A 20,029-nucleotide genomic window follows, 5' to 3' on the forward strand; every position below is an offset into this window, starting at 1 on the left:
GATATTTCTACCCACAGGTACCAATGATGAATGCATCGCAAAGTCTGCCGATAGGCAAACGCCTGACATTCCGGATATTACTGACGACGCTGATCGGGCTGGCGCTGACGCTGGCCGCGATTGCTTATACCTTGCTGTTGTCCTGGCAGCTGGAAGGCGGTGGGGCCGCAATTAATGAGGCTGGCAGCCTGCGCATGCGTTCTTACCGTCTGGCGATCGAGCTGGAGCAGAGCATAGGGAAGCCACAAGCTGTAAGTAGAGTCGCGCAGTCGCTGGCCGAATATGACCGTACGCTTGCTGATTTGCAGGCGGGCGACGCAAAACGTCCCTTATTCCTGCCGGTCACGGCCAGTATCCGTAAGCAGATGCGGGAGGTGCAGAAAGATTGGCAGCAGCATATCCGAGTCGGCGCACAGAACGTTATGCAGGAAACAGATCCAGTACGACAACAGGCCGTGCTGGCAGAGTATGTACAGAAACTGCCGGATTTTGTGGAAAGCATTAACCAGTTGGTGTCGCTGGTAGAAGTTGAGCTGGCAGAGAAAACAACCTGGTTGCGCTTATGTCAGACAGCCCTGATTTTCATGTCGCTGGCGGCCAGCGTTGCCTTGCTTTATCTCTTATATCTGTGGATAGTCGGGCCGGTGACCCGCATGCAGGCGGGTATTGCGCGTATGTCCAAAGATGATCTGAGTGTGCGCTTGCCGATAGAAACTGAAGATGAATTTGGCGTACTGGCGCAGGCGTTTAACCAGATGGCTGATCGCGTGCAAACAGTGCATCGCACGCTGGAAGACAGAGTTTCTGAAAAGACGGCGAAATTGCAGGCGCAAAATCACGAGATCAGCACGCTGTACGAAACGGCTGGATTTTTGGCGCGGCCAAATGCCATTGAAGAGTTGTGTCGTGGCTTCCTGCAAAGGATCATGCAAAGAATTCACGCCGATGGTGGTACCGTGCGTATCCTTGACAATAAGAGCGATCATTTGCATATCACTGTGCACGAAGGTATTTCGGAGCAGATGATAGAAGAAGAGCACTGCATCAAAACCAATGATTGTTTATGTGGTGCTGCTACTCACAGCGGCATTGTGCTGGTCAGGGATTTCCGTCAGCTGAATCAGCAGCGGCGTTATCGTTGCCAGGAAGAGGGCTTTTTCTCCCTGGCGGTCTTTCAGATTCTGGCGCGGGAACAAGTGATCGGTAGTTTTTCTTTGCACTTTGCGAACGAACGCGTCATTTCAGGTGAAGAGCGTCGCTTGTTGGAAACATTGGGTAAAAATTTGGGATCAGCGATAGAAAACCAGCGTCTGATTGCCAAAGAAAAAGAATTTGCAGTATCGCAGGAACGTAATCTGCTGGCGCAAGGTTTGCATGACAGTATTGCGCAAGGGCTGAACTTTTTAAATCTGCAGGTGCAGATGCTGGAAGACTCGTTGCGACGCAATGACGTGGAAGAAATTAAAGATATTGCGCCGCTGTTACGCGCCGGGGTTGAGGAAAGTTACGAAGATGTGCGTGAGTTGTTGCTGAATTTCCGTACTCGCTTGCAAGACAGTAATCTTGAGTCGGAAATGCGCAATGTCGTCAATAAATTTCAGCGCCAGACTGGCGTACACGGCGAGATACAATTAGCTGGTAGCGGGGCACCGCTGGCACCCGAGCAGCAATTGCAGGTATTGTTTATCTTGCAGGAGGCACTGTCGAACGTGCGTAAGCATGCGCACGCCAGCAACGTGAAAGTGGTGGTGGCGAATGAGCGCGACTTTTCCCTGACGGTCACCGATGATGGCGCCGGGTTTAATCTCGATCGCGTACATGAAAAAGGTGATGCCCATGTCGGCTTGCGTATCATGCAGGAACGTGCGGAACGCTTATCTGCCAGCTTCGGTATTCATAGCCAGCCCGGTGCAGGAACGACGATTACCTTGCAATTACCGCGTCAGGAACGGCTCGTTGCCTGAGCCCTGCATTGATCACTTTAAATGAAAGTCTGAAAAATATGCCTATTAAGATTTTGCTGGTGGATGATCACACTCTTTTTCGCAGTGGCATTCGTTTGCTGTTGCAACGCAATCCTGAGTTTGAGATCGTCGGCGAAGCATCAGATGGTCTGGAAGGGGTAAAGCGCGCAAAGCAGTTGCGGCCAGACGTGGTGTTGATGGATCTGAATATGGCCGGTCTTTCCGGGCTGGAAGCGATGCAATTGATCGTTGAGGATTTGCCCGATACTGCTGTGCTGATGCTGACGGTGTCTGAGGAAGCGGAAGATCTGACGAAAGCGTTGAAAAATGGCGCACGTGGCTATCTGCTGAAAAATATTGAAGCAGATTACCTGATGCAGGCAATCCGGCGTGCAGCCGCTGGTGAACCGGTGATCGCCGAATCCATGACGGCTAAACTGGTGATGCAATTCCGCACCGGAAATAATCTCAACACGACACCGGAACGCGAGAAGCTCACGCCGCGCGAACGTGAAACCATGATCTGCCTGGCACGTGGCGAGAGTAACAAAGAAATCGCCCGTAACCTGAACGTGGCGGAAAGCACCGTCAAAATCCATGTGCAGAATATTCTGAAAAAACTCAGCCTCAGCAGCCGTGTGCAAATTGCCGTATATGCGGTTGAGCACGGTCTGGATAAGTCGTAATGCCGCCTGAAATCCCCCGGCGTTGTTGTTGCTCTGCCACATTATTATGCAGCCTTTGGTCGTGTTCCTGGCGGCAATAACGACGACTATTGCCACCTGAATTTCCTGTCACTCTCCCTCTATGTTTCATCAATGGCATTGTCGGATTCGGTAACCCCGACGGAGCTTCTCCGTCATTCGTCCATGTGCTCTCTCCATTTGCTTTTCGTCTCTAGTTCTCTCGGCGGATAGTCAGTATTTTTCTCTGCTTCTACACTTGATTTCTGTCAAAGAAGCTGGAGAAATAACATGAGAGATAACATGACGAAAATTAATTTGCTTGGTTTGCTGGAAAATCATGCCCTGTTTCGGAATATTTCCGCAGTGGATTTGCATACATTGCAAAGAGAAGTGGTGAAGACTGAATTAGAAAAAAACACGATGCTGTTCCGCAAGGGGGATCAGGCGGATGCTTGTTTCATCGTCGTGTACGGGCTGGTGAAGCTCAGTATCCCATCTTCGCAAGGCAACGATAAAGTGTTGGAATTAATTCGCCCCGGTCAGAGTCTGGGTGAGGCGATGATGTTTCTGGATGAGCCGTATCCGTTTTATGCGGAAGCACTGGAAAATACCTTGCTGCTGAAAATCCCACGACAGGCATTGATGCGTCTGTTAGATCGCTCACCCCTGATTTCACGTCAGATGATGGCAGGCCTGTCTTACCGTTTGCTTGGTTTTATCCGCAATGTTGAGCGCTACTCATTGCAAAATGCGACTCAACGTGTGATTGACTATCTGTTGCAAACGTCTGCGATGCAAAGTACCAACGAAGTCCGGCTGGAATTAAAGAAGCATTTGCTGGCGTCATTGCTGAATCTGTCGCCGGAAACTTTATCGCGGGTATTGCATCAGCTAATGGATGAACAATTGATACGCGTGTGCGGCTCGACCATCCATATCGGTTCGCCAGACGCACTGAAAACCTATCAGCACAGCGTTGTTACCCTGCATTGAACATCCGGCTGTAAGGTGATTGGCGGCGTGGGTTTGACGTCGATGGTTGTCTATTGAAATTTTATTGACCCAGGACAATGACCTTGGAAATAATTTTCATTACCATCTTGGGTCATGAATCCTATCGATCTGGTGGCTCCTGCCGGTAGTCTGGTTGCTTTGAAAGCAGCGATAGACAAAGGGGCAAATGCAGTTTATCTCGGCTTACGCAATGCCACGAACGCCCGCAATTTCGGCGGACTCAATTTCGGCGATAGCGATATCCGACAGGGTGTCGCTTATGCCCATAGCCGTGGCCGACAAATTCTGTTTGCTATCAACACGTATCCGCAGGCACGCGCAGTCGGCGAATGGCGCGCCGCGATTGATACGGCGGTGCAGATGGGGGCCGATGCCGTGATTCTGGCGGACCCCGGTCTGATGGCGTATGCGCGCGATCGTCACCCCGATCTGCGATTACATTTATCGGTGCAAGGTTCGGCAACGACGCTCGATGCGATTGAACTGATGCGCGAACAGTTTGCGATCAAGCGTGCGGTGTTGCCGCGTGTGCTGACGTTGACCGAGATTGAGAAAATCATTCGCCAGACTACGGTCGAAATTGAAGTCTTTGGCTTTGGCAGCCTGTGCGTCATGGCCGAAGGACGTTGCCTCTTATCCAGTTATGTGACTGGCGACTCGCCGAATAACAAAGGTGTATGTTCGCCTGCCCATGCGGTCAGTTGGGAAGAGAAAGATCGCACGATGTATGCTCGCCTGAGCGGCACGCTGATCGATCGCTATGCGCCTGATGAGGCGGCTGGTTATCCGACTTTGTGTAAAGGCAGATTCGAAGTCGAAGGTGAAATTGATTATGCGCTGGAAGAACCGACCAGTCTGAATGCGATCGGCTTATTGCCGCAACTGATCAATATGGGCGTGGCCGCGATCAAGATTGAAGGCCGTCAGCGTAGCCCCAGCTATGTGACGCAAGTGGTCGGTACTTTGCGCGCAGCACTCGATGCAGCGCAACGCGATCCTGAACGTTATTCCGCCCGGCCTGAATGGCAGGCGATGCTGGCGCGTCACGCCGAAGGCGCACAGGTGACGCAAGGTGCGTTTGAGCGTCCCTGGAAATAAGGCACAACATACCATGACAGCATTAAAAATCTCACTGGCACCGCTTGCCTATTACTGGTCAAAAGAAGAGACTCTGCGTTTTTATGTCGATGCGATGCAATGGCCGGTCGATATTGTGTATCTCGGTGAAGTCACTTGCTCACGCCGGCATTTGATGAAGTTCGATGATTGGCTGGCGGTCGCTACAGAATTACGCAACGCAGGCAAAGAAGTTGTACTCTCCAGTCTGACCTTGATTGATAGCGAAGCAGATCGCCGTAATATGCACCGGCTGGTGGATAAAGCTTCTGAGCAGGGCTTGCTGATTGAGGCGAATGATTTCAGTGCCGTGCGTGCAATGCAGGGCAGGCCATTTGTCGCCGGGCCGCATCTGAATGTCTATCACGCTGATACCCTGCGCTGGCTGGCCGGGCTCGGCGCCCGTCGCTTCACGCCGCCGATAGAGCTGGGACAAGAGGATCTGGCAGCGATACAAACGCAACGTCCGGTTGGCATGGAAACGGAAGTGCAGGTCTGGGGACGGTTGGCGCTGGCGTTTTCATCGCGCTGTTTCACCGCCCGTCATCATCGCTTACGTAAAGACAGTTGCGAATTCCGTTGCGAACAATATCCCGACGGATTGCCGCTGGCGACGCGGGACGGTAAGGATTTTCTGACGATTAACGGTATTCAGACGCAAAGTTCGACTTGCCTTGATCTGGGCGCACAGGTACCTGAATTAGCGGGCATGCAGGTTGATATTTTGCGTTTGCAACCGCAGTCGCAAGGCATGGCGGAAGTGGTCGCGGCGTTTGATCGCGCGCGCCAGTCTCTCAGTGCGGCACAAGTCGGCAGTCAGTATCTGCCACCACATGCCCAACGCAGCAATGGCTACTGGCAGGCAAAGCCAGGTATGCAATGGCTGACGGTGGAATAAGTTGCGCTTCGTTATTTCTGAAAGTATGCATGATGGACTTATCACAATTTCGTTTTCCCGCACCGTTTCAGCAATTAGGTAAGTGGATGCCGACGCCGCTGGCAACGGCACCGCTGATGCTGGCGCTGGAAATTGCGCGCCGCAAGGAACTACTGGTGGCGCCCGATACCCTTTACGGCAAAACCTTTCGGATTCAGGTTGAAGATCTGGGTTTGTCGCTGTGTTTTTACTGTGATCAGGGGAAGTTCCGTCCGGTCTATAAAAACGCCAGAGAAACCGAAGCGGATGTCAGTCTGTCAGCCAGTTCGGCAGATTTTTTTCAGATGGCGTCCGGCATGGAAGATGCCGACACCCTGTTTTTTCGCCGCCGCCTGCGCATCGAAGGCAATACGGAATTAGGCGTCGCAGTGAAATACTGGATTGATGCCAGCGAGCGCCCAGCGTGGCTGAGCCGGTTTGCGGAGCGATTTTTACGACAGCCGGAAAGCGTCTGATGTCTGCTGAGCCTGTGCCACTGCCTTTGGTCTATGCCTGTTCCGGCTGTTCCAGCGTGGCGCAGCTCGCAAACACCTGCGCCGTCCGGCTTGACAGGGAAGGGCGGGCGCAGATGTCGTGCATCGCCGGTGTTGGTGGCGGTGTCGCTTCGTTGGTGCGGCTCGCACAATCGGGGCGTCCGGTGCTGGCGTTGGATGGTTGTGCGCTGGCGTGCGTGAAGGCCTGTTTGCAGCAGGCAGGCGTGTGCGCCGACCGCCATCTGATCCTGAATCAGGAAGGCGTACGCAAGCGTTTTCATGCGGATGCCTCAGAGGATGAAACGCAGCTGGCCTGGCAAATTGTGGAGCAGGAATTAGCTCAGCTCACACCAGCGATAGCGCAGCCCTCTTGCTAACCGTCGTTGATGCATTGCTGGTAAGTCGCTTATTAATTCGCTTATTAAGTCGTTTAGTTAGTGGTGTATATGCATACTCCCCCACATTTTAGAGAAAAACACCTTAATCTCTTTATGAAATAAGGGCTTCAAAACATACTGGGGGGGAGTATATTTTCCCGCTTATTTGCCTCAGATCAGTTTATTGTTGCAGTGTTGGCTGCATTGCTGATTTTTCGTTTTACATCCGCAGGATCGCCACTTGCCTGTGATTATTGTTGATGTCTTTTTCACTCATGGTGAACCCTCATGAAACGTCTTGCGATTGCTCCTCACCGTTTGTATTTTTTCCTTGGCGCCCTGGCAGCGCTGATTCTGTTTGTCTGGTGGTGGCGGCAAGTGGTGTCGCAGACGATGGCGGTTCCTTTGCACGCACTGGTGATGCCGCTCGGTATATTTCCCTTGTTTATTCTTGGCTTCACTTTTACCGCCGGGCCGCGCTGGTTGTCGGTTGAATCGGCGGATCATTATTTTCTTTTACACGGCGGTACCTATTTTTGCGGCTTGCTGCTCGTTTTAGTTGCGGCGGGCTTAGGCTGGTATCCCTTACGTACTGCGGGGTTTGTGCTGATGCTGGCGGCATGGCTGGCTGTGACCTGGCGCTGGGGTGATTTGATCCGGCGCAGCAAGGCGCTGGATAAAAAGCATCCCGTATCTATCCTGATCGCGATGCTGGGCGGCATGTCGGCATTGCTGGCAGCCGTCTTCTGGAGCGCAGGCGACAACGATGCGTGGCAGGTTGCCCGCGAATTTTCTTTTTTCGGTTTTTTGCTGCCGGTTTTTCTGACGGTGAGTCACAGGATGCTGCCCTTTTTCAGCAGCAATGTGCTGAAGCCTTATGTGGCATGGCGGCCATACTGGTTGCTGGGTGTCTGGCTGGGCGGATGCTGGTTGCTGGTACTGGCAGGGATTACCGGTTGGCGTTATCTGGAGGCCTTCAGCGCAAGCGTGCTTAGCCTGAGTTTTGTCGTGACGTCGTGGCGTTGGGGAATTTTCCGTAGCCTGCAAAACCGCATGCTGGCAATGCTGCATTTGTCATTTGCCTGGCTGGCGGTGGTGTTTGGATTGCAGGCGGCGGGCGCGCTCGGTGTGGCAGTTGGCTCCGCTTCCATACACGCACTCGGGCTGGGGTTCATGGGAACCATGCTGGTCGCTTTTGTCAGCCGTGTTTCTTATGGACATAGCGGCAGACCATTGCAGGTGTCGAACAGCTTGTGGATGGTGTATCTCGGGCTGCATCTGGCTGCCATGCTGCGCATCGTTGCCAGCTTGCTGGTGATACCTTCCTTGCTCACTGTCTCGGCCACGGTTTGGTTGTTACTGATTACGATCTGGATCGCCATGATGCTGCCGGTCTATCTGAAAGCGCGTGCAGATGGACAGCCGGGCTGATACTGGCTCTGGCGCTGGTTTCGCCGGTGATGATTCAGTGATGATTTGTTGGTGATTCGTTGACGATTCGTTGTTGATTATTTAGTGACCTTGTTCTGTCGCAGTATGTCGCGGCGGTCTAGTTCGGAATACCTAGTCGCCTGACCGGAATGCGTATTGACCCGTGTTGATGGAAGTTTAGACTGCTAGCTATTCTCCTTTGCTGGTATTCACCATGAAAAAATCAGACGCAACGCGCTTGTCCGGAAATGGCTTCCGGATCAAAAAACACACCCTCAGATTGCTGCTGGCCGGTCTTTTTTCTACGGGTCTGACAGCGTACGTGCAGGCACAGACCGCGCCGCAGGCACCCACCACTTTATTGGCGAATGCGACGGTGCCGGTGCAGATCGTTGTCATCAGTGGCGCCCGTTACGAGCAATTCGTCGAAGATTTGCCCTTGTCGATGGATATTATCGGTTGGCAGGAAATGGAAAGCGGGCATGTTGCCGATATTCATGATTTAGTTAAAAACTTACCCAATATTTCCGTCAAACGTGCGCCCGCCAGATTTACTGTGACTGGCGTCGGCAATGCAACCGGGCGGGATACGAATGCCGGTTTCAATATCCGTGGGCAGGATGGTAATCGTGTGCTGATGCTAGTGGATGGCGTGCGTCTGCCACGCAGCTACATCAATGGCAGCAACGCATTTGGCAGGGATTCCTTATCGCTGGATCTGATCCGTCAGGTGGAAATTGTGCGCGGCCCGGCATCGGTATTGTATGGCTCTGATGGCCTTGCCGGACTGGTGAATTTCATTACGCTGGAACCGGCTGATTTCCTGCAGCGGCGTGGCGATCAGCAGAAAGATTTTGGCGGCAAAGTATCGCTGTCGTATAACGGTGACGATCATTCGCGGACGCTGTCAGCCAGTCTGGCCGGGCGCATCAACCCTGAGCTGACGTGGTTAGTGAGTGCTGCGGTGAATCATGCCGGTGGTATGCAAAATATGGGCAGCAAAGATGTTGCCAATGTGGATCGCACTACCCCGAATCCGCAGAAGAATGAAGGGCAGTCGGTATTGGTGAAGCTGGTGTATCAGCCTACGGCTGATCAGAAACACACCGTGAGCGCCGAGCATGTGAATAAAGATGCTGACTACGAATTGCTATCGAGTCGCGCCAAGCTGCCGTTGACGACAGCCTCTGCGGTCGCTGGTGAAAATGCAACGAGCAATATGACACGCGACCGTCTGAGCTTGCAAAGCCGGTATACGCTCAATAACGCGTATGTCGATCATGTGCAGACGGCTTTCAGTTTTCAGGATGCCAGTTCCCGCGAATTCGGTGTAACGCACCGCAATACGCTGGCCGACCGCGTGCGCGATGTCAGCTACAGTGAGCGCAGCGCGCAATTCCATATTCAGGCCGATAAATTATTCAGAATGGCCGCGGGCTGGTCGCAGCGCCTTAGTTACGGCTTCGACTACAGTCGTGCCGATATCAAAAACATGTTTGATGGCGTCGATCCGGGAAATGCGGATTTTGTACCGCGCAAATATTTCCCTGATACCCGTGATTCCAGCCGCGCTGTCTTTGTGCAGGATGAAATATCTGCTGGAAAATGGATCATCACGCCCGGTGTGCGCTTTGATCATTTTGATCTGGATGTGACCAGCCAGGCTGGTTTTGCGCCACCGGCAAAAACGCCTGCCAAATCACTTTCTGGTTCAGCAGTCTCGCCTAAGCTGGGTTTTCTGTACCGTTTGACGCCGGAATGGAGTGCCTTTGGTAACTATGCGAGTGGTTTCCGTGCGCCGAATGCACAACAAATCAATGGCGTGTTCGATAGTGCGACAATCCCTGCAGTGTTATTGTCGAATCCCGATCTGAAACCGGAAAAAAGCCATAATATAGAAATCGGCTTACGTGCAATGCTCGACAGACTGAGCCTTGATATCGCAGTGTTCAGAGGAAAATACGATAACCTCATCGTCGATAAAAAACCGCTGGGCGGTAAAGGTGTGATCGGTGATCCGGCGATTTTCCAGACAGTCAATGTCGATAAAGCGACGATCAGCGGTTTTGAAATTAAAGGGCAGGTGCAGTGGGGTGAAATCGCCGGTGGTAAGCTGGCGATGCCATTTGCTTATGGCGTCACGCATGGCAGCGATGATACGACCGGCTTACCGTTGAATGCGATCGATCCGGCGAAAATCAGTATTGGCGTCAGCTATAGCAAACCTGCCTGGGAAGTCCGGCTACAAGCCTTGCATCAGGATGCAAAAATGGCGGCAGATCTGGATAGCCCGTATTTACCCAAACCAGCGACTCCGCCACGGGTGGCGCAGCTGACCATTCCTTCAGCAATGACCTTAGATTTATCGGGACAATGGCGTTTGCAGAAAAATCTGCGGCTCAATGCGGCAGTACGTAATCTGACAAATAAGAAATACTGGAACTGGTCTGATGTGCAGGGTGTTGCGGCAAACTCAGCCGTGATCGATGCCTACACCCAGCCGGGACGCCATTATGATATGTCTGTTACCTACGATTTTTAAATGTTGAACCCGGCAGATTCTGCTAAATAAATTGATGTAAATCGACATAGACTGGCTTTGCTTGCATACAATAGCGATCTTGTATGCAAGACGCACCGAAAGAACATAATGACCACACCAATCGACGATATTGAGCTGTCTGAAGAGCTGATACGGAAATTCGACAAGTCCGGGCCACGTTATACCTCGTATCCGACGGCCGATCGCTTCAATACCGGGTTCACCGAACAAAGTTACATTACTTATCTCGAACAAAGAGCGGGACGAACGAATAATCCGCCTTTGTCCTTGTATCTGCATTTGCCGTTTTGTGAGTCGCTGTGTTATTTCTGTGCGTGCAATAAGATCATTACCAAAGACCACAGCCGCACGACAGAATATTTACGTTATCTCGAAAAAGAAATGGCGATGGTCGCAGCTCGGATCGGCCCTGATCGCCTGACCGCACAGTTGCATCTGGGTGGCGGAACACCGACGTTTTTCAGTTCGGACGAGCTGCGTCAGTTAATGGCGATGATACGTCAGCATTTCACCTTTACGGATGACGCTGAACTGGGCGTGGAAATTGACCCGCGCACAGTGAAACCGGAAACGCTGGCGGTGTTGGCCGAGCTGGGGTTCAACCGCAATAGTTTTGGTGTGCAGGATTTTGACCCGGCTGTACAACAGGCAGTGAACCGGATACAGCCGTTCAGTATGGTCGAAGCCGCAGTCAAGGAAAGCCGTAAAGCGCATTTTCAGTCGGTGAATGCCGATCTGATTTATGGCTTACCTAAACAGAATATTGAAAGCTTTGGCCGCACGCTCGATAGCCTGATCGCATTAGCACCAGACCGCATCGCGCTGTACAACTATGCGCATTTACCTAGCCGTTTCAAAGCACAGCGCCAGATTATCGAGGCAGATCTGCCATCGGCTGAAGAGCGCTTGCAGATTTTCCTGATGTCCACCCGCCGCTTGCTGGATGCCGGTTATATCTACATCGGTCTGGATCACTTTTCCCGCCCTGACGATGAATTGAATAAGGCGCGTCAGGATCAGTCTTTGCACAGGAATTTTCAGGGTTACACAACCCGTGCGGAATGCGATCTGATTGGCTTTGGTGTTTCTGCGATTGGTAAAGTCGGTGATTCGTACAGCCAGTCGGTACGTACGATCAAAGAGTATTATCAGTTGCTCGATGAAGGAAAATTGCCGGTAGAGAAGGGAATCGCCTTAGATAAGGATGATTTATTACGACGTGATGTCATCATGACTTTAATGTGCAGTATGCCTTTGTCGGTTGCAGACATCAACGCCGCTTACGGTATTGATTTCATGACTTACTTCGCTGAAGAAATTACGCAATTACGTCAATACGAGGACGTTGGCTTTATCACGATTGATGCGGATGCGCTTCGTGTCACACCCAAAGGCCGTTTGTTTGTCCGCGCGGTGGCGATGACGTTCGATAAGTATCTGAAGAAAGTGACGACGGCGACGTATTCTAAGCTGATCTGATTTTTTCTGACAAAAAAAGCCCGGATGATTCCAGGCTTTTTTATTTCCTTTTTTCTTGCTTCCGGAGATTGCCCTTATGTCAGGCGTCCGCCTGATGCGCTGAACCTTGCAGTGCGATAGTGACCAATAACGAGGAATCATCAATCGCCGTCAACGCATGTGATGCGGATGCTGCCAGATACATTAAGTCGCCGGTATGTAAGATTTTGCTGGCATGGTCGGTCTGTATTTCAACCTGACCTTCTATGCAAAAAATAGTGATAGTGCCATCGACCCGATGTGCGGCGATATGCTTTGCTGCCGGTAAATATAAGCGCATGACTTCCAGTTGCGCATCTTTAAATAAGGCTTGTGCAGGGATGTTGCTGGGGTTGTTAGCTGACAGAATGTTAATGCTGTCACCGGAGGATAAGTGTTTTTGTGCCATTGTCGGTCTCCCAGAAACTGAGTGGTGGATGCGCACACGGCGAACAATTACCAGTGTGGCAAAGCTTGTTTCGTCAGTGCGACTGCAACGATATAAGAGAATACCGCTAAGGCGGCGATCCAGGTGCGGATTCTGACAGATTTTGTTTTGCCGCGCTTCAGTGCAACGGTTCCTAAGCCTATATACAGTAACAGTGCCAGAACTTTGGCAGTCAGCCAGGCTTCAACGAACGGGTATTGTCTGCTCCAGAACACCATCGTCAGTGCACTCGCCAGCAGTAAGGTATCTATCAGATGTGGGGCGATTCTGATCCATTTTTTTTGCAGCATGGCCGAGTCCTGCCACATCCAGATACCGCGCAAAAAAAACAGACTACCGCTCAGGGTTGCACAGGTGATATGAATGTGCTTGACTGTGAGGTAGTCCATTATTTATTCCTTAATCACAGATAAGAAAATCAATCACAATTGCGCCCGGTTCCTGCGACACATAGCTGATTTTGACGCTGGAGCCGAAATGATGCTCTATCTGCGATAGTAAAGGCAAGGGATTATGGTCGTTGCAGAAGCGCATGGTTTCTCCACGTTCTAAAGCAGACAGCGCACCGAAGATCGCTGCATGACGAAAACGCTTGGCAATGCCACGCGCATCAAATGAGTAAATACCTTCAGCAATAACGGGCATAGAGCAATCGTGGGACATTGTAAAACTCCTTAATAGATGATGTTGATACTAGTGATGCTATTGAATAGTGAAGCAGAGGCCGTCAGAAAATATTTCTCGACGGCCTCTGATGTGATTAAGCTTGTTTAGTTTTTTTCGCAGGGATTGCGCTGTTCAGGCTGACGTTCGCTGCCTTTTTTGCTATCAGCAAACGGAAGGCAAACAAGGCCAGACAGACGGTGCCGATCGCGAACACGACGTCGCCAGGTACGCGCAGCCAGACCAGTGTTTCCATCAGGTGCGAGTGTATGACTTCAGGTGAACGGGCAAACCACATCCCTTTCGTGATGCTGGCGACTGCTTGATAAATACCGGCAGGAACCAATGAGATGAACACCATCATCGCGAGACCGATATTGAGCATCCAGAACATTGCTTGCAGCAATTTGTCAGACCATGCAGCGCGTGCAGACAAACCACGCAGGCAGAACAGTAGCAAGCCTATGCCCAACATGCCGTACACACCGAACAAAGCAGCATGCCCATGTGCAGCAGTCATGTTCAGACCTTGCATGTAATACAGAGCAATCGGAGTATTGATGGAGAAACCTAACAAACCCGCACCTACAGTATTCCAGAAACCGACAGCGATGAAGCACAGGATGGACCATTTGTAAGACTGCACCCACGCTGCTGCTTTCGAGCGTTGATAATTGCGATACGCTTCCACGCCTATCATCGCCAGAGGAACCACTTCCAGTGCTGAGAACATGGCGCCGATGGCGATCACAAAAGTCGGTGTGCCAGTGAAATACAGATGATGCAAGGTGCCCAGAATGCCGCCGAACAGGAAGACGATCGTTTCGAGGATAATCGCGCTGTTTGCTGTCGCTGCATGGATCAGACCCAGGCGAGTGAAGAGCAGGGCGATGACAGCTGTTGCGAACACTTCAAAGAAGCCTTCTACCCACAAATGGACCAACCACCAGCGCCAGTATTCGATCATGGAGTAATGTGTATGCGGACCCCAGGTCAGCGATGTCGCGTAGAAACCGCCAATACACATCGCAGCCAGGAATACCATGGCAATCAGACCGCGGCTTTCAGATGGTTTTTTGAGTGCAGGCAATAATCCGCGACCCAATAAAGTCACCCAGAACAGTAAGCCGATAAATAACAGAATTTGCCAGACGCGCCCCATGCTGGTGAATTCCAGACCCTGATTACCGATCCAGAATGCGAATTCATTGCCTTTATGTTGCAGGCTGCCCAGCCATCCCATCGCGGTCGAACCGACCACAATGAACAGCAATGCATAAAACAGGACATTCACACCGAGTTTCTGGAATTTAGGTTCATAGCCAGAGATTGCAGGGGCGATGTACAGACCGGTGGCCAGCCACGCAGTGGCGATCCACAACACCGCAAATTGCGTATGTATCGTGCGGCTGACCGTGAACGGCAGAATCTCAGCTAATGGGAAACCAAAGAAGCTATGTCCCTCAACGGCGTAGTGAGCGGTGATCACACCCATACCTACTTGCGCCAGAATCAAACCGATGACAACAAAAAAGTATTTTTTTGTCGCCAGCATCGAAGGTGTTGGCTTCATGTCGAATAAGGGATCTGTTTTCGGTGGAACAGGATCACTTTCTTCTTTACTTGCAGAATGGTAGAAAATCATTCCGGCAATCGCAGCGATCATCAGAATCACGCTGGCAATAGACCAGATACCTGCACCGGCAGTCGGTGTATTTTCAACCAGTGGTTCATGCGGCCAGTTGCTGGTGTAGCTCAGACCTTCTTCACCAGGACGATCTGCTGCTGCAGCCCATGAAGACCAGAAAAAGAACGCTGGCAAGGCTTGTAAATCAGCAGGATCAGGCAGTGAGCCTTTATTCATCGCATACTGTTCGCGCAGTTTTTCCAGAGATGGATCGTTACCAAACAAAGCGACGTAATGTTGCGTGACCAGTTGCACTGCAGCTGCACGTTCAGGGGACAAGGTGATAACACCATTTTTCTGATCGTAGGTATTGCCGCGCATTTCCTCTTTCAGGCGAGCTTTGAGTTCGCCCTGACGCGGTGTGCTTAACTGTTCAAAGGACAGTTTGTTTTCTTTCTGTGCCCAGATTTCCAGTAAGGCGAGAGACTCGCGGTGCAGCCAGTCGGCTGACCAGTCTGGTGCGACATAACTGCCGTGGCCCCACACCGTACCTAATTGCTGACCACCGGCGGCGAGCCATGCTTCCTGCCCTCGCTGGACTTGTCCTTCAGAAAATAAAACCTTGCCTTGAGTGCTGACAACCTGATTAGGGATAGGTGGAGCTGTGAGATAGATTTCTGTACCTACCCAACCGAGAACGGTAAAAGATAAGACGCAGATCACAGCTAGCCAGGTCCAGAGTTTACGCGTGGAGTGCATGGCGTGATTCCTTATTGGTAGAGTTAAAAGAGTGCATTGCTTAAAGAAGTGGGAAAAATAAAACTGATTTACCGCTTCAATAAGATGCATTCTATATGCATGTATAATAAGATGCAAATTAAATGTATGTTTTGTGTTTTTATTTTTATGCCCGTGCCTGAACTGCGATCTGAATCTGCTTTGTGGGCGAAGGGGATATACTGTGCAGGGAAGATGTCAGTTGCAATGCGGTGACAGCTTCACGCATATTTTCCGGAATACATAAGTCATGAGATTAACTGCTTACACTGATTACACTTTACGCACCCTGATTTATCTGGCGATACACAGAGATCGGCTTGTTACGATTCAGGAGGTTGCCGAGTTGCACTCAATTTCAAAGAATCATCTGACCAAGGTGGTGCACCAACTGGGAATGTCCAATATGGTGGAAACTGTGCGTGGGCGCAATGGCGGACTGAAACTGAATATGGAACCGGCAGAGATCAATATCGGAGAGGTCGTGCGGGCGACGGAAACCGATTTTTTTATGGCTGAATGTTTTGATGGCGCCAGTAATACCTGTGTGTATTCGCTGGGCTGTCATCTCAAAGGAGTTCTGAATCGAGCCACCAGCGCTTATCTTGCGGTACTTGATGATGTCAGTCTGGAAGATTTGATTTCAAAAAAAGAGACGGTAGGAAAAATCCATTTTATGAAGCCGGTGCCCGGGAAAAAAACAAAATAAGTCATTTTCAAAAATAAAAAAAGCCGGTTAAAACCGGCTTTTTGGTGTTGACAGCATCCTGTTTAATGTGTGCTCAGCACATACTCAGCCAGGGTTTTGATGTCGGCATCGTTGACTTTAGGGCCGTTCGGCGGCATCGGAATTGCTCCCCATACACCGCTGCCACCGTCTTTGATCTTCTTGGACAAGCTGGCGACGGCATCGGCATTTCCTTTGTACTTTTGCGCGATATCTTTAAAAGCCGGGCCGAGGATCTTCTTGTCGACGCCATGACATGCCATGCAACCATTTTTCTGTGCAAGCTCAGCGCCGGTGGCGGCGTAAGAGCTGGTCGCAGAGAAGGCGAGAGCAGCAATTCCCAGTGCGCTGAGAAGTGATAAGGTGACTTGATGTTTCATCTTGTTTTCCTTAATAAATGTCGTGCTGAGTATTGTTGATGTTGAATTTACCGGTTGGTGTGATCAGTTTCGGATCTTTAATCACGGCTTTCAGTTTGCGTGTTTTATCGTCAACGACCACGATTGCTGATTCTTTGTCTTTTGCACTCCAGACCGAGAACCAGACTTCATCGCCAGCTTTGTTATATTCGGGCTGTACGATACGTTTAGCGCCTTCACCCAGACCAGCCCATTCTGCGATCGGTAAAGTGACATAGCCTTTTTCGAAGTGATCAATATCAAACACGGCGATAGACTGACTTAATTTAGTGTCAGGGTTCAGTGGCGTGTCTACCCACAGGTTTCTGGATTTCGGATGGGTTTTGATAAACAGCGAACCGCCGCCCTGACCTTTGATGCTATCGACCACTTTCCATGCCTGTGCTTTATGTTTGACAGGGTCGGTACCGATCATGGAAATCGTTTCATCACCAAGATGGCTGGTTGCCCATACAGGGCCGAATTTAGGATGTATGAAGTTTGCGCCACGACCTGGATGCGGTGTTTTTCCAACGTTGACGATCGCGGCCATTTTGTCTTCTTTGGTATCGACCACGGCAATCTTATTCGATGCGTTGGCAGCCACGAGGAAATAACGACCCGTGGAATCCAGTCCGCCGTCATGCAGGAATTTGGCTGCGTCCAGCGTGGTGGTTTTCAGGTTGTTGATGTCTTTGTAGTCCACCAGCATGATTTTGCCGGTTTCTTTTGCGCTGACAACGAATTCAGGACGATAGTGGGAAGCGACAATCGACGCAACTCGCGGTTCTGGATGGTACTCATTGTCAACCGTCATGCCGCGGGTAGAAACAATTTTCAGCGGTTTCAGTGTGTCGCCTTCCATAATCACGAACTGAGGCGGCCAGTAATCACCAGCAATCGCGTATTTGTCTTCGTAACCTTTAAATTTGGAAGTTTCCACCGAGCGGGCTTCCAGACCTACCTTCATTTCAGCGACGGTATCTGGTTTTTCCATCCACAAGTCGATCAGATTGATGCGTGCGTCACGGCCGATTACGAACAGGTAGCGACCCGATGCAGACGTGCGTGAGATGTGCACGGCATAACCAGTTTTCACGATATTAATGATTTTTTTTGTGTCGCCATCAATCAGTGCTACTTCACCGGAATCGCGCAATGTAGTGGAGAAAATATTGGCGATATTGTAGTTGTTCATTTTCTTCGTCGGACGTTTGGCGACGGGAATCACTTCTTTCCAGGTAGCCTCCATGTCCTTTATACTGAACTCAGGAGGAACCGGTGGCTCCTGCTGAATATAGCGCGCCATCAGATCGACTTCTTTATCCGACAGATCACCAGAAGTGCCCCAGTTAGGCATCCCAGCTGGCGAGCCATAATTGATGAAGACTTTCAGATAATCCGTCCCCTTATCCAGAGTGATATCCGGCGTCAATGCTTTACCCGTCGCGCCCTTGCGCAGCACACCGTGGCAACCGGCGCAACGTTGGAAATAAATTTGCTTACCCGATTCGAACTCCGCCTTTGTCATTGGTGGCGCTTTTGGGTTGATATTCTGATGCATAGGCTCGCTTGCCAGAGGAGAGCCGCCAGCCTGATATTTTAATTCTGCAGCACTGTGGGTTTTATCATCTTGTGCGAATGCGAGGGAGATGCTCAATGGAAGGATCGCCAGTAACGCAAGAACTGGCCGTATCGTGGTGTTGCGACGGGATGATTTCATTTTTATTTCCTTTTATTAAGTGAGGAATACTGATGAAGAATCTGAGCTGAATTGTTGTATCAGAGGCTACGCCACCACCCATCTGAAATCCTTGACCGCTGTCAAGAAGCTGCGGAAGCCCATCGGGGTTTGTGTTACATCAAAAGGCGGTGGCTTTATTGCTGATTTTGTGGTGTCTGCACCAGTTGTTTTGCACGTGAGAACAGAATTTGTGTTATCGATTTTTTTAGACGAAAAGCTTATTTCAAATGTTGCTGATAATTTTTACCGGAAGATGAATTTTCATGACTCAACCAGACGCAAATAAAAAGCGGCGACTGCACCCCGATATACTCAAGCTTGGTTTAGTGAGTTTTCTTACGGACCTCAGTTCGGAAATGATTTTTTCCGTATTTGCGATTTTCTTCACCACCGTGGCTGGTGCTTCGAGTGCCCTGCTAGGTTTAATCGAGGGCTTGGCCGATTTCTCCGCGTCCTCGCTGAATTATCTGGCGGGATGGTTATCGGATCGCAGCGGAAGGCGAAAGTGGTTTGCCACCGCTGGCTATGCTTTTTCGACCATCGCGAAACTGATATTGCTGATCTCGACCTCTGTTGCGGGTTTAAGTATTTTTCGTGTGATTGAGCGCCTGGGTAAGGGATTTCGCGGTCCGCCCAGAGATGCGTGGCTGTCGTCAATTGCAGTTAGCGAGTCTCGCGGTTATGCGTTTGGCGTACATAAGGCGCTGGATAAGGCTGGTGCAGTACTGGGGCCTTTGGTTGCTTATGGCTTACTCTCGTGGCTGGGTGAGTCCCGCAGCACGTACACAACGCTGTTTCTGCTTGCATTTATACCGGCAGTCGTCAGTGTGCTGGTGCTGACCCGTATTCCAGAGCACAAGGGCGTCGCTCATGAACGTGAAAATTTACAGCAAAACTGGCAACAACTAAGCCAGGAATTTAAGCGATTTCTGATTCCGGCAGGCGTATTTGCACTGGCGTATTTCAGTCTCGGTTTTATATTGTTGAAGGCGCATTTGCTAGGCTTCAGCGTGACCAATGCAGTTTTGCTGTATGCCTTATTCAACGCGACTTGCGTATTCGCGGCACCCCTGATTGGCAAGCTTGGCGATAAGGTAGGGCGTGCGCGCATCATCGTGCTTGGCTACGCTGTCTATGCCTTGATTAATTTCTGGTTGATTTTCGCTGCCAGCCAATGGGAAGTCGTGGCGATATTTGCTATCTATGGTCTTTTTTACGCAATAGACGAATCGCAGAGCAAGGCCTTCATCGCCGATCTTGAGCCTGAGCGCAGGGCAACAGCAGTCGGTTTGTATAATTTCGTCACTGGCGTGTTGTATCTGCCGGCCTCGTTGGTCGCGGGAGCTTTATGGATTATCGCGCCAGAGATGGTTTTCTCGCTTGCAGTAGCGCTATCCTTGCTTGCTATTGTCGTTTTTGTGTCGCTGGGTCCGTGTGGCAGCGTTGAAGGTTCGCGGCACGGTCAATAAAATATACTTGTGGGCTTTTCCCTTAAATCGGGTCAGAAGTTCAATCTGTTTTTGTAAAAATACTGACGGTATTTTTCATTCGTCCTACACTGAAACCGTTGTCGGTATTTATCAGGAA

General features: G+C 50.7%; 18 protein-coding genes. 12 read left to right on the top strand and 6 right to left on the bottom strand.

Annotation, left to right across the window (positions count from 1 at the left end; all coding sequences use genetic code 11):
• Positions 1 to 26 precede the first annotated feature (26 nt).
• The 10 genes from H8K38_RS15370 (at position 27) to hemN (ending at position 12,040) form a co-directional block, all read left to right on the top strand.
• A complete protein-coding gene (locus tag H8K38_RS15370; RefSeq protein ID WP_255423013.1) occupies positions 27 to 1,964 on the top strand; it encodes a type IV pili methyl-accepting chemotaxis transducer N-terminal domain-containing protein in 1,938 nt (645 codons plus the stop codon).
• Positions 1,965 to 2,002: 38 nt separating this feature from the next.
• Positions 2,003 to 2,650 carry a response regulator transcription factor gene (locus H8K38_RS15375; protein ID WP_186885728.1) on the top strand — a complete coding sequence of 216 codons (648 nt, stop codon included), beginning with the start codon at positions 2,003 to 2,005 and terminating at the stop codon, positions 2,648 to 2,650.
• Between the two features lie 300 nt (positions 2,651 to 2,950).
• Positions 2,951 to 3,643 (top strand): Crp/Fnr family transcriptional regulator, encoded by a 693-nt coding sequence (locus H8K38_RS15380; RefSeq protein WP_186885729.1) that lies wholly within the window; start codon positions 2,951 to 2,953, stop codon positions 3,641 to 3,643.
• A 114-nt stretch (positions 3,644 to 3,757) separates the two neighbouring features.
• The gene (locus tag H8K38_RS15385; RefSeq protein ID WP_186885730.1) at positions 3,758 to 4,762 is read left to right on the top strand and encodes a peptidase U32 family protein; all 1,005 of its coding nucleotides are present in this window, start codon (positions 3,758 to 3,760) and stop codon (positions 4,760 to 4,762) included.
• Positions 4,763 to 4,775: 13 nt separating this feature from the next.
• Positions 4,776 to 5,678, top strand: a complete 903-nt coding sequence (locus H8K38_RS15390; protein ID WP_186885731.1) for a U32 family peptidase — start codon at positions 4,776 to 4,778, stop codon at positions 5,676 to 5,678.
• 29 nt (positions 5,679 to 5,707) lie between these two features.
• Positions 5,708 to 6,172 (top strand): SCP2 domain-containing protein, encoded by a 465-nt coding sequence (locus tag H8K38_RS15395; protein ID WP_223827061.1) that lies wholly within the window; start codon positions 5,708 to 5,710, stop codon positions 6,170 to 6,172.
• Positions 6,172 to 6,567, top strand: coding sequence for a putative zinc-binding protein (locus H8K38_RS15400; protein ID WP_186885732.1), 396 nt, complete (start codon positions 6,172 to 6,174; stop codon positions 6,565 to 6,567). The genes H8K38_RS15395 and H8K38_RS15400 overlap by 1 nt, the downstream gene beginning before the upstream one ends.
• Before the next feature lie 288 nt (positions 6,568 to 6,855).
• A complete protein-coding gene (locus H8K38_RS15405) occupies positions 6,856 to 7,998 on the top strand; it encodes an NnrS family protein (RefSeq protein WP_186885733.1) in 1,143 nt (380 codons plus the stop codon).
• A gap of 214 nt (positions 7,999 to 8,212) precedes the next feature.
• Entirely contained in the window at positions 8,213 to 10,540 is a 2,328-nt protein-coding gene (locus tag H8K38_RS15410; RefSeq protein ID WP_186885734.1) for a TonB-dependent hemoglobin/transferrin/lactoferrin family receptor, read from the top strand.
• A gap of 108 nt (positions 10,541 to 10,648) precedes the next feature.
• Positions 10,649 to 12,040 carry an oxygen-independent coproporphyrinogen III oxidase gene (hemN, locus tag H8K38_RS15415; protein ID WP_186885735.1) on the top strand — a complete coding sequence of 464 codons (1,392 nt, stop codon included), beginning with the start codon at positions 10,649 to 10,651 and terminating at the stop codon, positions 12,038 to 12,040.
• Between the two features lie 79 nt (positions 12,041 to 12,119).
• Here hemN and H8K38_RS15420 read toward each other — a convergent pair whose 3' ends face one another.
• The 4 genes from H8K38_RS15420 to H8K38_RS15435 all read right to left on the bottom strand — a co-directional run bounded on the left by H8K38_RS15420 (position 12,120) and on the right by H8K38_RS15435 (position 15,555).
• Positions 12,120 to 12,467, bottom strand: coding sequence for a cupin domain-containing protein (locus H8K38_RS15420; protein WP_186885736.1), 348 nt, complete (start codon positions 12,465 to 12,467; stop codon positions 12,120 to 12,122).
• A 47-nt stretch (positions 12,468 to 12,514) separates the two neighbouring features.
• Complete coding sequence (locus H8K38_RS15425; RefSeq protein ID WP_186885737.1) at positions 12,515 to 12,895, bottom strand: SirB2 family protein; 381 nt, start codon at positions 12,893 to 12,895, stop codon at positions 12,515 to 12,517.
• Positions 12,896 to 12,905: 10 nt separating this feature from the next.
• The gene (locus tag H8K38_RS15430; RefSeq protein ID WP_186885738.1) at positions 12,906 to 13,169 is read right to left on the bottom strand and encodes a DUF2249 domain-containing protein; all 264 of its coding nucleotides are present in this window, start codon (positions 13,167 to 13,169) and stop codon (positions 12,906 to 12,908) included.
• A gap of 97 nt (positions 13,170 to 13,266) precedes the next feature.
• Positions 13,267 to 15,555: a nitric-oxide reductase large subunit gene (locus H8K38_RS15435; protein WP_186885739.1), complete on the bottom strand. Its 2,289-nt coding sequence runs from the start codon at positions 15,553 to 15,555 to the stop codon at positions 13,267 to 13,269.
• Positions 15,556 to 15,823: 268 nt separating this feature from the next.
• Here H8K38_RS15435 and H8K38_RS15440 point away from each other — a divergent pair, with 268 nt between their 5' ends.
• On the top strand, positions 15,824 to 16,282 hold the full coding sequence (locus tag H8K38_RS15440; RefSeq protein WP_186885740.1) for an Rrf2 family transcriptional regulator: 459 nt from the start codon (positions 15,824 to 15,826) through the stop codon (positions 16,280 to 16,282).
• 62 nt (positions 16,283 to 16,344) lie between these two features.
• Here the strand turns inward: H8K38_RS15440 and H8K38_RS15445 are convergent, their stop codons facing one another.
• Both H8K38_RS15445 and H8K38_RS15450 read right to left on the bottom strand, forming a co-directional pair.
• Positions 16,345 to 16,680 (bottom strand): c-type cytochrome, encoded by a 336-nt coding sequence (locus H8K38_RS15445; protein WP_186885741.1) that lies wholly within the window; start codon positions 16,678 to 16,680, stop codon positions 16,345 to 16,347.
• Positions 16,681 to 16,690: 10 nt separating this feature from the next.
• Positions 16,691 to 18,262, bottom strand: a complete 1,572-nt coding sequence (locus tag H8K38_RS15450) for a cytochrome D1 domain-containing protein (RefSeq protein WP_370527205.1) — start codon at positions 18,260 to 18,262, stop codon at positions 16,691 to 16,693.
• Positions 18,263 to 18,705: 443 nt separating this feature from the next.
• On the opposite strand from H8K38_RS15450, the gene H8K38_RS15455 reads away from it, so the two are divergent.
• Positions 18,706 to 19,911 carry an MFS transporter gene (locus H8K38_RS15455; RefSeq protein ID WP_186885743.1) on the top strand — a complete coding sequence of 402 codons (1,206 nt, stop codon included), beginning with the start codon at positions 18,706 to 18,708 and terminating at the stop codon, positions 19,909 to 19,911.
• Positions 19,912 to 20,029 lie beyond the last annotated feature (118 nt).

The organism is Undibacterium sp. FT79W, from assembly GCF_014284215.1.
Classification (GTDB): domain Bacteria; phylum Pseudomonadota; class Gammaproteobacteria; order Burkholderiales; family Burkholderiaceae_D; genus Undibacterium; species Undibacterium aquatile.

Bases quoted from the DNA above. Each gene is read 5' to 3' on its own strand.
- H8K38_RS15400 (WP_186885732.1), top strand. From the start codon at position 6,172: ATGTCTGCTGAGCCTGTGCCACTGCCTTTGGTCTATGCCTGTTCCGGC.
- H8K38_RS15420 (WP_186885736.1), bottom strand. From the start codon at position 12,467: ATGGCACAAAAACACTTATCCTCCGGTGACAGCATTAACATTCTGTCA.
- hemN (WP_186885735.1), top strand. From the start codon at position 10,649: ATGACCACACCAATCGACGATATTGAGCTGTCTGAAGAGCTGATACGG.
- H8K38_RS15395 (WP_223827061.1), top strand. From the start codon at position 5,708: ATGATGGACTTATCACAATTTCGTTTTCCCGCACCGTTTCAGCAATTA.
- H8K38_RS15430 (WP_186885738.1), bottom strand. From the start codon at position 13,169: ATGTCCCACGATTGCTCTATGCCCGTTATTGCTGAAGGTATTTACTCA.
- H8K38_RS15410 (WP_186885734.1), top strand. From the start codon at position 8,213: ATGAAAAAATCAGACGCAACGCGCTTGTCCGGAAATGGCTTCCGGATC.
- H8K38_RS15375 (WP_186885728.1), top strand. From the start codon at position 2,003: ATGCCTATTAAGATTTTGCTGGTGGATGATCACACTCTTTTTCGCAGT.
- H8K38_RS15370 (WP_255423013.1), top strand. From the start codon at position 27: ATGAATGCATCGCAAAGTCTGCCGATAGGCAAACGCCTGACATTCCGG.
- H8K38_RS15445 (WP_186885741.1), bottom strand. From the start codon at position 16,680: ATGAAACATCAAGTCACCTTATCACTTCTCAGCGCACTGGGAATTGCT.
- H8K38_RS15450 (WP_370527205.1), bottom strand. From the start codon at position 18,262: ATGCATCAGAATATCAACCCAAAAGCGCCACCAATGACAAAGGCGGAG.
- H8K38_RS15390 (WP_186885731.1), top strand. From the start codon at position 4,776: ATGACAGCATTAAAAATCTCACTGGCACCGCTTGCCTATTACTGGTCA.
- H8K38_RS15380 (WP_186885729.1), top strand. From the start codon at position 2,951: ATGACGAAAATTAATTTGCTTGGTTTGCTGGAAAATCATGCCCTGTTT.
- H8K38_RS15385 (WP_186885730.1), top strand. From the start codon at position 3,758: ATGAATCCTATCGATCTGGTGGCTCCTGCCGGTAGTCTGGTTGCTTTG.
- H8K38_RS15405 (WP_186885733.1), top strand. From the start codon at position 6,856: ATGAAACGTCTTGCGATTGCTCCTCACCGTTTGTATTTTTTCCTTGGC.
- H8K38_RS15425 (WP_186885737.1), bottom strand. From the start codon at position 12,895: ATGGACTACCTCACAGTCAAGCACATTCATATCACCTGTGCAACCCTG.
- H8K38_RS15455 (WP_186885743.1), top strand. From the start codon at position 18,706: ATGACTCAACCAGACGCAAATAAAAAGCGGCGACTGCACCCCGATATA.
- H8K38_RS15435 (WP_186885739.1), bottom strand. From the start codon at position 15,555: ATGCACTCCACGCGTAAACTCTGGACCTGGCTAGCTGTGATCTGCGTC.
- H8K38_RS15440 (WP_186885740.1), top strand. From the start codon at position 15,824: ATGAGATTAACTGCTTACACTGATTACACTTTACGCACCCTGATTTAT.